The organism is Bordetella tumbae, assembly GCF_965139195.1.
GTDB lineage: Bacteria > Pseudomonadota > Gammaproteobacteria > Burkholderiales > Burkholderiaceae_B > Bordetella_A > Bordetella_A tumbae.
On record NZ_CBCSJH010000027.1, the window covers coordinates 1 to 12,712 of the forward strand.

General features: G+C 59.5%; 10 protein-coding genes and 1 pseudogene. 9 read left to right on the top strand and 2 right to left on the bottom strand.

What is annotated here, in order from left to right:
* Window positions 1-299: 299 nt before the first annotated feature.
* Window positions 300-1,229 carry a LysR family transcriptional regulator gene (locus ACNA0J_RS21630; protein ID WP_415820947.1) on the bottom strand — a complete coding sequence of 310 codons (930 nt, stop codon included), beginning with the start codon at window positions 1,227-1,229 and terminating at the stop codon, window positions 300-302.
* Window positions 1,230-1,412: 183 nt separating this feature from the next.
* Here ACNA0J_RS21630 and ACNA0J_RS21635 point away from each other — a divergent pair.
* The 7 genes and pseudogenes from ACNA0J_RS21635 to ACNA0J_RS21665 all read left to right on the top strand — a co-directional run.
* The coding region (locus ACNA0J_RS21635) for an iron-containing alcohol dehydrogenase (protein WP_415820948.1) at window positions 1,413-1,826 on the top strand (414 nt) is incomplete at its 3' end.
* A gap of 1 nt (window position 1,827) precedes the next feature.
* Window positions 1,828-2,552, top strand: a pseudogene (locus ACNA0J_RS21640) (dehydroquinate synthase/iron-containing alcohol dehydrogenase family protein); the annotation flags it as partial.
* Between the two features lie 102 nt (window positions 2,553-2,654).
* On the top strand, window positions 2,655-4,235 hold the full coding sequence (locus ACNA0J_RS21645) for an aldehyde dehydrogenase (NADP(+)) (RefSeq protein ID WP_415820949.1): 1,581 nt from the start codon (window positions 2,655-2,657) through the stop codon (window positions 4,233-4,235).
* Window positions 4,236-4,284: 49 nt separating this feature from the next.
* Window positions 4,285-5,076: an SDR family oxidoreductase gene (locus ACNA0J_RS21650; protein WP_415820950.1), complete on the top strand. Its 792-nt coding sequence runs from the start codon at window positions 4,285-4,287 to the stop codon at window positions 5,074-5,076.
* A 69-nt stretch (window positions 5,077-5,145) separates the two neighbouring features.
* The gene (locus tag ACNA0J_RS21655; RefSeq protein WP_415820951.1) at window positions 5,146-6,477 is read left to right on the top strand and encodes an MFS transporter; all 1,332 of its coding nucleotides are present in this window, start codon (window positions 5,146-5,148) and stop codon (window positions 6,475-6,477) included.
* 30 nt (window positions 6,478-6,507) lie between these two features.
* On the top strand, window positions 6,508-7,461 hold the full coding sequence (locus ACNA0J_RS21660; RefSeq protein WP_415820952.1) for a 2-hydroxyacid dehydrogenase: 954 nt from the start codon (window positions 6,508-6,510) through the stop codon (window positions 7,459-7,461).
* A 123-nt stretch (window positions 7,462-7,584) separates the two neighbouring features.
* The gene (locus ACNA0J_RS21665; RefSeq protein WP_415820954.1) at window positions 7,585-9,393 is read left to right on the top strand and encodes an IlvD/Edd family dehydratase; all 1,809 of its coding nucleotides are present in this window, start codon (window positions 7,585-7,587) and stop codon (window positions 9,391-9,393) included.
* Window positions 9,394-9,510: 117 nt separating this feature from the next.
* Here ACNA0J_RS21665 and ACNA0J_RS21670 read toward each other — a convergent pair whose 3' ends face one another.
* Entirely contained in the window at window positions 9,511-10,455 is a 945-nt protein-coding gene (locus ACNA0J_RS21670) for a LysR family transcriptional regulator (RefSeq protein ID WP_415820955.1), read from the bottom strand.
* Between the two features lie 110 nt (window positions 10,456-10,565).
* Here ACNA0J_RS21670 and ACNA0J_RS21675 point away from each other — a divergent pair, with 110 nt between their 5' ends.
* On the top strand, window positions 10,566-11,540 hold the full coding sequence (locus tag ACNA0J_RS21675; RefSeq protein WP_415820956.1) for a Bug family tripartite tricarboxylate transporter substrate binding protein: 975 nt from the start codon (window positions 10,566-10,568) through the stop codon (window positions 11,538-11,540).
* A gap of 32 nt (window positions 11,541-11,572) precedes the next feature.
* Window positions 11,573-12,583, top strand: coding sequence for a 4-hydroxythreonine-4-phosphate dehydrogenase PdxA (locus ACNA0J_RS21680; RefSeq protein WP_415820957.1), 1,011 nt, complete (start codon window positions 11,573-11,575; stop codon window positions 12,581-12,583).
* Window positions 12,584-12,712: the final 129 nt, after the last annotated feature.

Genomic DNA, 12,712 nt, shown 5'->3' on the forward strand with positions numbered 1-12,712 from the left:
GATCGATCAATTACTGCCGCATAACTGGCAACCGCAAACACCATAAACAGCAACGCCCGCTTATGCGGGCGTGTCAATATGGGATGGCCGGACGCTTACTTTGCTCGAGGTCACGCGCTGGCGGATTCTGAGCCGCTGTTCTAATGAGGTGGAACGCCAGCTCAAGGACCTGGACATCGATGCTCGAAGGCGGATACGTCAGGAACGAGCAAAACCCCTGGCCGACGCGCTGCACCTCTGGATGCGGGGACTGGCAACCTGCAATGCCATAAAGTCAAAATGCCCGCTCATGCGGGCTGTCAAGATGCGTTCGGCGGACGCTCACCTTGGTCGCGGCTCAGCGCTTCCATTAGCAGTCTTGCACCGTGTGAGAGCGGTGCGCCTTTCCGCGTAACGAGTTCATAGGGCTCACTGCGTGAGGTTAGATTGAGCGAAAGAATGCAGGTCATCTCGTGACGGGCAAAAAACTGCGCGACGTCGATGGACACGAGCGCGACGAATGACGGATTGCTTCGCAGAATCGCGAGGGTGGCGAACACGGATGTCGTTTCGAGCAGATGTCTCGGGAAGCGGATTTCGGCATCCCTGAACTCGCGCTCGAGTAGCTGGCGCATCGGCATGTTCGCGCGGTAGACCACCCAGCGATATTCCGCAAGATCCTGTAGCGTAAGCCGCTTCGCCCGCCTGAGTGGATGCTGCACGTTGGCAACCACTGCGAGCGTTTCGTCCTGCAGCTTGAGCGAATCGTAAATCTGTGGCGTCTGGCTGATTGTCGTACGGCAGATCGCAAGATCGAGTCGGCCCACATCGATCAGACTCAGCAGGGCTGCGCTTGTGTCTTCCACTATCTCGACCGACAGGTCCGGGTTGAGCGCCGTGATTGCATCAGTAAGAAGCGGCACTGCCCCCATGATGACGCCAACCGACACACGGCCACCCTGGATCCCCACCATTTCCTCGCGCATATGCGAAAGCTCCGTGTAAATCACGCGCGCATAACGGATCGCGCAATGTCCGGTCTCGTTGGGTTGGAGCCCACGGTTGGTGCGATTGAATAGCGGCGTGTCGAAGGTGGTTTCGATTTCCTGCAGTGCCTTGCTGGCGCCTGGCTGCGTGAGCGCGACCTGCTGCGCGGCCTTGAGCAGCGAGCCGTGGTCGCCGAGCGCAATCAAAAGCCGCAATTGCTTCAGGTGCAGTCGGGAGATGATGGAATTGAGCGGGGGGATCATGGGCTTGAGGAAAAGTTATACCCGTATTAGAACTTCTCAATTACTGCGCAATAAGCTTTTTCCTATACTGGGTCAACGCAGCATTTTCAGGCGTCAAAGCGCTGCCAAAGTCTAGGCTGGTCAGTATCTAACGCCGCGGCAACGCATTCATTGACTGACTCATTATAACTAACGCTTATTGCCATGTCTCTCATCAACTACATCACGCAGATTCAGTTCGACTTTGGTGCCGTCCGTTTGCTTAAGAGTGAATGCGAACGCGTGGGCGTATCCCGACCATTGATTGTGACCGATAAGGGGGTGCGCGCCGCGGGCATTATCGATACCGTGCTCGAGGCGCTTGCGGGCGGTGTGCCGGCAACGATCTATGACGGCACACCGCCGAATCCGAACGAGGCTGCCGTGCGCGAAGCCGTGGCGGTTTATGAGGCCGGAGAGTGCGATGGCATCATCGCCGTAGGTGGCGGTTCCTCCATTGATCTGGCCAAGGGTGTGGCCGTTTGCGCCACGCACGATGGTCCGCTGCAGCGCTTCGCTGTGATCGAAGGCGGCGTGGCAAACATCACCGCGAAAACCGCGCCGGTCATCGCGGTGCCGNCGACGGCCGGCACCGGTAGCGAAGTGGGCCGCGGCGCGATCCTGATTCTTGACGATGGCCGCAAAGTCGGCGTGATCTCGCCGTTCGTAGTGCCGCGCGTTGCGATCTGCGATCCCGAACTGACACTGGGCTTGCCGAGCGCATTGACGGCGGCAACGGGTATGGATGCCATCGCGCATTGCATCGAAACGTTCCTTGCTCCCGCTTTTAACCCGCCTGCGGACGGCATCGCGCTCGACGGATTGTGGCGCGCGTGGCGGCATATCGAGCGCGCGGCGCGCGAGCCCGGCGACCGCGTCGCGCGCATGAACATGATGAGCGCGTCGATGCAGGGTGCGCTCGCATTCCAGAAGGGCCTTGGTTGCGTGCACAGCCTGAGCCATTCGCTCGGCGGCATCAATCCGCGACTTCATCACGGCACGCTGAACGCCATCTTTCTGCCGGCTGTGCTCGCTTTTAACCAGGAAGCACCTTCCGTGCGCAACGAGAACAAGCTTGACCGCCTAGCAATGGCAATGGGTGTGAGCAATGGCAATGAAGTGGTTTCGTCGGTGCGCACTATGACGCAGCGGCTCGGCTTGCCCACCGGGCTCGCGCAACTCGGCGTCACGCCCACGATGTTTCCGGACATCATCACGGGCGCGCTCAAGGATCACAGCCACAAGACCAATCCGCGCGAGGCGTCCGCGGCGGATTACCGCGTCATGCTTGAAGCGTCGCTGTGAGGCGCGCAGGTGGGGCATGGCCGGGACGTGCGGCGCTTGCGCGCACGTGAATCTCGACGTTTGACATTCGGGGGTTCGATTTATCCCATTGAGGAAATGGAAATGGACATCGCAGGAAACCTATTGATTGGCCAGAGCGCGCGGCGCGGAACCAACGGTGTGTCGTATGGGCTCGACGCAGCAAGCGGCGAACGCCTCGCGCCCGGTTTCGGAGGTGCCACGCTCGAGGACGTGGATGCCGCTTGCGGGCTCGCGTGGTCCGCGTTCGACCTCTTTCGCGAAACGAGTCTGGAAGCCCGGGCGGAATTCCTGGATACGATCGCCGCCAATATTCTCGCACTGGGCGACGGGCTCATCGAGCGCTGCGTTGCGGAGTCGGGGCTGCCGCGCGCACGGATCGAAGGCGAGCGTGCACGCACGGTTGGTCAATTGCGCATGTTCGCGGACGTCGTGCGCTCCGGCGATTTTCTCGAAGTGCGTATGGATCCTGCGCAGCCGGAACGCAAGCCGCTACCACGCGCCAATCTGCGCATGCGCCATATTGGGCTCGGGCCGGTCGCGGTGTTCGGTGCCAGTAACTTTCCGCTCGCCTTTTCCGTTGCGGGCGGCGATACGGCTTCCGCCTTCGCGGCGGGCTGTCCCGTAATCGTCAAGGCGCATGCGGCGCACCCCGGCACATCAGAACTTGTGGGCGTGGCGGTGCGCCAGGCCGTGGAGGACTGCGGTATGCCGGAGGGGACGTTCTCGCTACTGTTCGGCAGCGGTCGCGAAATCGGTCAGGGCCTCGTGCGCGATCCGCGCATCAAGGCTGTGGGTTTCACCGGTTCGCGTCAGGCGGGAACGGATCTGATGGCTGTTGCCGCGGCGCGTCCCGAGCCGATTCCGGTATACGCCGAAATGAGCAGCATCAATCCGGTGATCCTGTTTCCTCATGCGCTCGAGCAGCGCGGCGAAGAGATTGCGCAGGCATTCGTGCAGTCGCTGACACTGGGCGCCGGTCAGTTCTGCACGAACCCGGGGTTGATCCTCGCGGTGCAAGGGCCGGCGCTCGAACGGTTCGTGGTGGCGGCGTCAGAAGCGTTGACTCGTACGCCGGCCGCAACGATGCTCACGCCGAGCATCCATCGGGCATTCGAGAAGAGCGTAGCGAACTTCTCTGCGCACCCACATGTGCAAACGGTGGCGCGCGCGCAGCCTGCTGCTGGCGCGAATGAGGGGCAGGGAGCGCTCTTTTCGACGACCGTCGAGGCGTTTCGCGAGGACGCCCTGTTGCGTGATGAGATTTTCGGCGCTGCTTCGTTGATCGTACGTTGTCCGGATTTGCAAGCAATGCATGCACTGATTGAATCGCTGGAAGGACAATTGACGGCGGCACTGCATATTGATGAAGCGGATTACTCGGCGGTGCGGCCGTTCCTGCCGGTTCTGGAGCGGCGTGTGGGGCGGGTGCTCGTCAATGGCTTTGGTACGGGCGTGGAAGTCTCGCATGCGATGGTGCACGGCGGTCCCTATCCGTCCACGGCCGACGGACGCTCGACTTCGGTGGGGAGTCTCGCGATTCGCCGCTATCTGCGGCCGGTGTGCTATCAGGACATGCCAGAGGTGTTGCTGCCTGAGGCGCTAAGAGTGGCTAATCCGTGGAAGGTCAATCGTCTCGTCGATGGAAAGATCGAGCTTGCGTAGCGTTAGCTCGTGTGCGCTGGCGCCCATGCCAGCAAGAGGAGGGTATGACATGGAGCAAGAAACGCCAAAAGAAGGCGTGAAGCATAACCGGGTAGCAATCGTGACCGGGGCGAGCACTGGAATCGGCCGAGCCACTACGCGTACGTTGCTCGATGACGGCTGGTGCGTTGTACTGGCTAGCCGCCGCGAGGATGCGCTCAATGAAGTGGTGCATGCGTATTGTGAGGAGGGAGGCGACGGCGCTCGTGCGATCGTGGTACCCACTGACGTGTCCGATCCGGCATCGGTGCAGCAACTGTTTGACGTTACGCGGGAGACATTCGGGCGCCTTGACCTGCTCTTTAATAATGCGGGCCTTGGTGTGGAAGGGGTGTCGGTAGAGGCATTGTCCATCGATCGGTGGAAGAAATTGATGGACGTTAACGTGACGGGGACGCTGCTTTGCACGCAGGCCGCGTTCCGGCAGATGCGCGCACAGACCCCTAGCGGCGGGCGCATTATCAATAACGGCTCGCTCTCCGCGCACGTCCCACGATTGCATTCTGCCGATTACACCGCAAGCAAGCACGCAGTCAACGGCTTGACAAAGGCCTGTGCGCTGGACGGACGCCAATACGGCATAGCGGTTTGCCAGATCGATTTCGGCAATGCGCAGACTCACATGACGGCGAAGATGGGCGCAGGCACGCTTCAGGCGAATGGCGAACGTGCACTTGAGCCGGTGATGGATGTGTCGCACGCGGCGCGTTCCGTCGCCTACATGGCGAGCCTGCCGCTGGAAGCCAACGTTCAGTTTATGACCGTCATGGCCACCGCGATGCCTTTTATAGGACGTGGTTAGCGCGAGCAGGTGTAGCCGTTAGACGTGGGTCGTTTTAAGCAGCACTACAAAACAAATTGGAGACACAAAATGCAAGCATCATTGGTGGCAGGCGAGCAGCCTGCCAATCTGATCGACGAGGCCAGAGTTCTTAACAAGGTTAGTTGGCGTATTGTTCCTTTAATCCTCGCCTGTTTCGTCGTCGCTTACTTGGACCGGGTAAATGTCAGCTTCGCCAAACTGCAGATGCAATCGGATATCGGCCTGAGCGACGCCGCCTATGGTCTCGGCGCCAGTGCTTTTTTTGTCGGCTACCTACTATTCGAAATTCCGAGTAATGCCATTTTGGTGAAGGTCGGTCCGCGCATCTGGATCGCGCGGATCATGATTACGTGGGGCATCGTCTCGGCCGCGATGATGTTCGTGCGCTCGGAAAATATGTTCTATTTTTTGCGTTTCCTGCTCGGTGTGCTGGAAGCCGGTTTCGTGCCGGGTGTGCTCTATTACTTCACACGGTGGTTTCCGGCCGAGCGCCGTGGACGGATCAATAATCTATTTTTCGGCAGCATCGCGCTGTGCGGCATTATCGCAGGGCCGGTTTCAGGTGCGATTCTCAAGTACTTCGACGGTGTGCACGGCTTGCCAGGATGGCAGTGGCTGTTTCTGCTGGAAGGCGTGCCTTCGGTCTTTCTGGGCGTGGTCGTGCTGCTGGTACTCGACGACCACGTCAAGGATGCGAAGTGGCTCACGCAAGACGAGAAGCGGTGCCTGAGCGAGATCCTTGCGCGCGACTCCCAAGTGGGCAGTACACATTCGTTCGCTGCGGCGCTGAAGCTGCCAATCACGTATCTGTTCTCGCTCATTTATTTCGGACTGTGCATGGGCATCTACGGTTTTCTGTTCTGGATGCCGCAATTGATCAAGACAGCCGGCACCACCGACCCGTTCATGATCGGCCTGATTACGTCACTGCCGTACATCGTGGCATTGATTGGCACGATCTTGCTGGGCAGGACGTCGGACCGTACCGGTGAGCGCCGCTGGCACCTAACGGGTTGCGCATTGGCGGCGGCAATCGGCTATGTGCTCAGCGCGGCGTATGGGAATAACACGGTGATTCTCGTGATCGGCATGATGATCGCGGCGACCGGCGTGATCGCGTCGTTCGGCATTTTCTGGATTTTCCCCGCGCGCGTATTGACTGGAGCGGCGGCCGCTGCGGGTGTGGCGCTCATTAATTCGATCGGGCAGATCGGCGGGCTCATCGCACCGTATATGGTGGGCAAGGTCAAGGAGGTGACCGGCAGCGCATCAATGGGTCTCTACACGATCGCACTGACCTGCGCAGTAACGGCTTTACTCATCGCCTATGCGATACCGCGAAACATTCGCTTCCGCGATGTCGGCGCGCAGCGACGATAAATGCCCCCGTCTTCTACTGACTACGACCTTATGAGCAAGCAACCCTTGATTCTTGTACGGCCATATACGCCGACTGATATGGCGATTCTCGAACAAACGTATAACGTGCACCGTCTGTGGGAGGCAACCGACAAGGTGAGCTTCCTTCGGACATCCGGCCCAGGTGTGCGCGCGCTCGCGACTGACGGTGAGCACGGCGCCGACGCAGCGACGATGGATTTACTCCCGGACCTCGAGCTCATCGCCAGCTTTGGCGTCGGACTTGACGCAATCGACCTCGCGCACGCACGGCGGCGAAATATCCGCGTGACCCACACGCCAGATGTGTTGACGGAGGATGTCGCAGACATGGCGTTCGGCTTGCTGCTCGCGTGCGCCCGCCGTATTCCGCAGTGTGATAGCTACGTGAGGCAGGGGCGCTGGCCCGAGGGCAATCCCGGCCTGACAACGCGCGTATGGGGCAAGCGTCTCGGCATACTGGGCCTCGGCCGCGTGGGGCGCGCAGTGGCCAGGCGAGCAGAAGCATTCAAGCTTGAAGTCGCATACCACGATCGATGCAGTTTCGACGATGTGCACTATCGCTATTTTGACGATGTGGTCGCGTTGGCTGCTGAAGTGGACTTCCTCGTGATCTGTGCGTCCGCTGATACTGACACGCGCGGTCTGATCGGCAAACCTGTGCTCGACGCATTGGGACACGATGGAATGTTAGTGAATGTTGGCCGGGGCGCGATCGTTGACGAACCTATCTTGCTAACGTACTTGCGCGAGCGCCTGATCGCTGGAGCCGCGCTTGATGTCTTTCACAATGAGCCCGATATCGCACAGGAGTTCTGCGAACTCGACAATGTCATTCTGCAGCCCCATCAAGCGAGTGCAACGAGGGAAACGCGCGCCGCCATGGGGGCTCTCGTACGGGAAAACCTGAGCGCTTACTTCGCCGGTCGGCCGTTGCTGACGGAGTTTCTTGGGCCAATGAGATAGGCAAGGCGAGCGCGAGAGCGCGGAACGCCACGCTTAAGCGTTCGGCAATTAAGAACCGTATCAATGCATCAGGTGTCGCGCCCCAATTTGCGCGACTGACACTCTTTTAGGAACGTGCGTACCATGACGACAGAAAAGCATCCGTCGGTTGCAACGGGGAATCGTCCCCGCCTGCGCAGCCGCCGCTGGTTTGACGATCCCGCCGACCCGGGCATGACCGCTCTGTATATCGAGAGGTACATGAACTTCGGTATCACACGCGACGAACTGCAGTCGGGCAAACCGATCATCGGAATCGCGCAAACCGGTTCGGACCTTGCGCCATGCAATAGGCATCATCTCGACCTGGCCAAGCGCGTCAGGGACGGCATCCGCGATGCAGGTGGAATTCCCCTCGAATTCCCGGTACATCCGATCCAGGAAACCGGTAAGCGCCCGACGGCCGCGATCGACCGCAACCTCGCGTATCTTGGTCTCGTCGAGATTCTGCACGGCTATCCAATCGACGGCGTGGTGCTCACTACCGGCTGTGACAAGACTACGCCGGCCTGTCTGATGGCGGCGGCCACGGTGAATATTCCATCGATCGTTCTTTCGGGTGGACCGATGCTCGACGGTTGGTACCAGGGGCGTCTGGCGGGCTCTGGCACCGTCGTGTGGGATGCGCGCAAGCGGTTTGCTACGGGCGAAATCGACTATGACGCTTTCATGAACATGGTGGCATCGTCTGCACCGTCGGTGGGGCACTGCAATACGATGGGCACCGCGCTGTCGATGAATTCCCTCGCCGAGGCGCTTGGCATGTCACTGCCCGGGTGCGCCGCGATTCCCGCGCCTTATCGGGAGCGCGGATGGATGGCGTATCGTACAGGGGAGCGGATCGTCGAGATGGTCGCCGAAAATCTGCGGCCGTCCGATATCATGACCCAGGCCGCGTTCGAGAATGCGGTCGTCGCCGCAGCGGCGCTCGGGGCATCGTCGAACTGTCCGATTCATATTGTCGCTATTGCGAGGCACATGGGGGTCAACCACACGCTCGATGATTGGCAGCGCCTTGGGCCGGAGATTCCGCTACTCGTCGACTGCCAACCGGCCGGACGATTTCTCGGCGAGGCGTTTCACCGCGCGGGAGGTGTAGCGGCGGTCATGAAGGAACTGATGTTGGCCGGACGTCTCCACACGGAGGTCAGGACGGTCACGGGACGTACATTGGCCGAAGACCTGGCTGCAGTCGAGGTGCCGGACCGTACAGTAATTCGCGCCTTCGACAGTCCGTTGAAGGAGGCGGCGGGTTACGTTGTCATGTCCGGCAATCTTTTCGACAGCGCCGTGATGAAGATTAGCGTTATTGATTCCACTTTCCGCAAACAGTTTTTGTCCAATCCAGACAACCCAGACGTATTCGAGGGTAGGGCTATCGTGTTTGAGGGACCAGAGGATTATCATGCGCACATCGACGATCCGGAATTAGGTATCGACGAGCGCTCCATTCTCGTCATTCGTAACTGCGGGCCCGTCGGTTATCCGGGCGGCGCGGAAGTCGTTAATATGCAGCCACCCGCCGAATTACTGAAGCGCGGTGTCAAAACATTGCCGACAATAGGTGATGGCAGGCAGAGCGGCACTTCGGCGAGTCCGTCGATCCTCAACGTGTCGCCGGAGGCGGCTGTCGGCGGTGGCCTTGCGCTACTCAAAACGGGCGACAGGATTCGTATTGATCTGAAATCGCGCAAGGTGGACGTGATAATGCCGGAAGATGAGCTCGCCCGCAGGCGCGATGCGTGGATCGCCCCCACGTTGGAGCACAAGACTCCGTGGGAGGAGATTTATCGGAGTCTCGTGGGCCAGCACGGCAGCGGCGCGTGCCTGGAACCAGCCACGCTTTATATGAATATCTTGGAGACACGTGGTGAGTCGCGTCATAATCATTGACGCGTCGTAAGGGGAACGCTTCGATATGTCCGCGCAGGCAGAAACGACCTCGATTCCCTTTAGCGAGAGCATCGAACGCGCGACGCGTGCGATCTAGCAAGAGCAATCACCGATATCCTATGGAAGGCTGCCCTCTTGTGCCAAGGCTCTGACCAAGGGGGCAAAATGGGCGGCCGCTGCGCTTAACGGCCGTCCCGCAGGCGTAATAAGGCTGATGGCTGGCAAGCGCATTGGTGTGTTCAGAGGCAACGCACGCAATGCGCCGAGTCGCCCATAATGTGCGGCGAGCGAGGCTGGCATCACGGCCACCATCTCAGAGATCTGCAGTAACGCTGTCGTCAAGACCGTAGATGAGGTCTCGGTGATATTGAGTTTGCGAGTGATGCCTGCCTCGCGTAGCGCCGCATCCAGGCGTGTACGCTGAGGTGCACCAGGCGGCTGCATGATCCACGTGGCGGAGATCAATTCCTTCAGTGAGACGCTGCTCTGTCCAAGCAGGGGATGGCCTTGACGGACCACGACCACCAAGGCTTCTTCCGATAGCGGGCTGACGTCATAGTCGCCAGCTGCATGCTGGTCAGTGAGACGGCCTAAAACCAGATCGACTTCGCCGCGTTCTAGCAGATGCACGATAACGTTGCTGGTGTCCTCGATGACGCCGACCTGCACGTTCGGGTGCAGGCGTTTGTATTCGATCAGGGCAGGCGCGACCAGAGATGGAACGGCGCCGGGCACGCTGCCAATGCGCAGGTGACCTTTTAATCCCGAGGCCAGCGCCGCCAACTCCTCACGCATGATGCCGAAATCGCTGAACAGCGTGCGCACGTAGCGTACGACGACTTCGCCAGCGGTCGTAGGCAGAACACCGCGCGCACTTCGTTGGAAAAGTTTGACGCCCAGAGTTTCCTCTGCCTGTTGCAGTAGCTTGGTCGCTGCAGGCTGGCTGATGTTGAGTGCGGTGGCCGCGCGGCCAAGATTGCGTTCCGCGTCCAGCAGGCGAATCAGCAGCAGTTGCCGGGTGCGCAGACGCAGCAGCAGTTGGGCATCGGTGAGGGCTGTCATACCCAGAATGATATACAAAAATATATGGCTTAGTGCCAAAAAGAGATTGGATTGGGAATGGCGCTGCTTGCTAAGCTGCGCGGCATACCAATTACGATATCGAGACAGACATGAACGTATTCTCCCGGGCAGCGATGGCATGCGCTGCCGTTTTGTCGATGTGGTCCTGTCATGTCGCTGCGGCGGAGAACTATCCTTCGCAGCCTGTACGGATCCTGGTTGGCTCTCCCCCTGGCGGCGGTACGGATATCTTGGCTCGCCTGCTGGCCGAGCGGTTCGGCAAGGATTTTGATCAGTCGGTGGTCGTGGAGAACCGTCCTGGCGCGTCTAACACCATCGCCGCCGACATTGCTGCCCGTGCGGAAAAGGATGGGCTGACGCTGCTGCTGGCAACGACGACGGCGCAAGCCATTGCACCGCATATTCTCAAGCTGAAATATGACCCATTACGCGATTTGCAGCCTATCGGTCTGGTTGCTGTCATGCCGAGCGTGCTGGTGGTGTCCGCGACTTCGCCTTATAAAAATGTCGATGACCTGTTGCAGGCCATGCGCAAGCAGCCCCAGCCTTTTCGTTATGGTTCGTCGGGCGTGGGCAGCACCCAGCATGTGAGTGGCGTCGCTTTTGCCGCGGCGACCGGTTTACGTCTTGATCACGTGCCCTACAAGGGCAGTGCCCAGGCTCAGATCGACCTGATAGGCGGACAGATCGAGATGATATTCGACAGTTCATCGTCGGCAATGCCTCAGATCCGATCTGGCAAGCTGCGTCCGTTGGCGGTCAGCGCCCAGAGCCGAGCGGCCGAGTTGCCTGATGTCCCGACCTTGACCGAGCAGGGTGTTAAAGACGCCGATGTGAGCATATGGTATGCGCTCTATACGACTGCGGGTACACCGGCGCCTATTGTCCAGAAACTGAGCCAGGAGTTGCAGGCCGTTCTGCAGACGACTGAGGCGCGTGAGCGCATTGCTGCCTTGGGAGGTGAAATCCGTCCGATGACCATCGAGCAGTTTGCTCAGTTCAATAAAGAAGAATTCAACCGCTATGGCAAGCTCGTCGCCAACGCGGGCCTCAAAGCGCAATAACCGTAAAGCCTCATTCTATGTCTGCAAATCCTATGTCTGCTGTTCCGCCTCTCGCTGTACTACTCGGCGATCCCGCCGGCGTCGGCCCTGAAATGGCTGCTCGATTGCTAGCGGCTCCCAACAATTTGAATCGCTTTCCACTGTTTATCGTCGGGGATGCGTGCGTCTGGGAGGATGCACAACGTGTGGCTGGCGTTCGTATCGATACCCGGATCGTCAGCGATATCAAAGACATTCGTCCGGGGTCCAGCCAAGTTGCATTGCTCGAGATTGATGCTTTGGGAGGTCGCCTTCCCGAGCGTGGCCAGTCGACGGAACTCGCCGGCAGAGCCGCCTTTCTGGCGTTGGAACGCGCCATTGACCTCGTGTCGGCAGGCCAGGCGTCAGCCATTCTGTTTGCTCCGCTGAACAAACATTCCCTGAAGTTAGGCGGGCTGGAGGCTGAAGACGAACTTCGTCATATGCAGGAGCGTTTTGGTGTGTCTGAGTTCGTCTGCGAATTCAATATTACCGATGCCTTGTGGACCTCACGCGTGACGTCCCATGTACCGCTGCGTGAGGTGGCTGATCATCTCAGTATCGAAGGCGTGATCGAAGCGATCAAGCTGATTGACGATGCATTACGCCGTAGTGGATTGTCCGAGCCGCGTATCGCGGTGTGTGGACTGAACCCTCATGCCGGAGATGGCGGCTCTATCGGCCGCGAAGAGATCGATCTCATCGGCCCAGCAGTTCGCGCGGCAGCGACGCAGGGCTTGGCTGCATCGGGTCCCTATCCGTCTGACACCGTGTTCATCCGCGCGCGGCGAGGCGATTTTGATGCCGTGGTTTGTATGTACCACGATCAAGGGCAGATCGCCATGAAGCTCATGGGCTTTGATCATGGTGTCACTTTGCATGGCGGCCTGCCTGTGCCGGTGGCGACTTCAGCCAGCGGCAGTGCTTTTGATATTGCCGGCAAAGGCATCGCCAACGTGCAGGGTTTGCAGCGCGCTTTTGATTTGTGTGTGCGGATGGCCAGCGCGTCGCGGGTTGTGCAATAGCGTAAGCCTGCAGGGTCCCTCCTGAGACCCGCTTGTTTGCAATGGCGTCAGTTGGGTGGGGGAGTCCGCTGGCTGTCGCAACTCTTTCAGCCATTAATGGCTTGCGCGGTCGGTCATCATTTCGGCCAA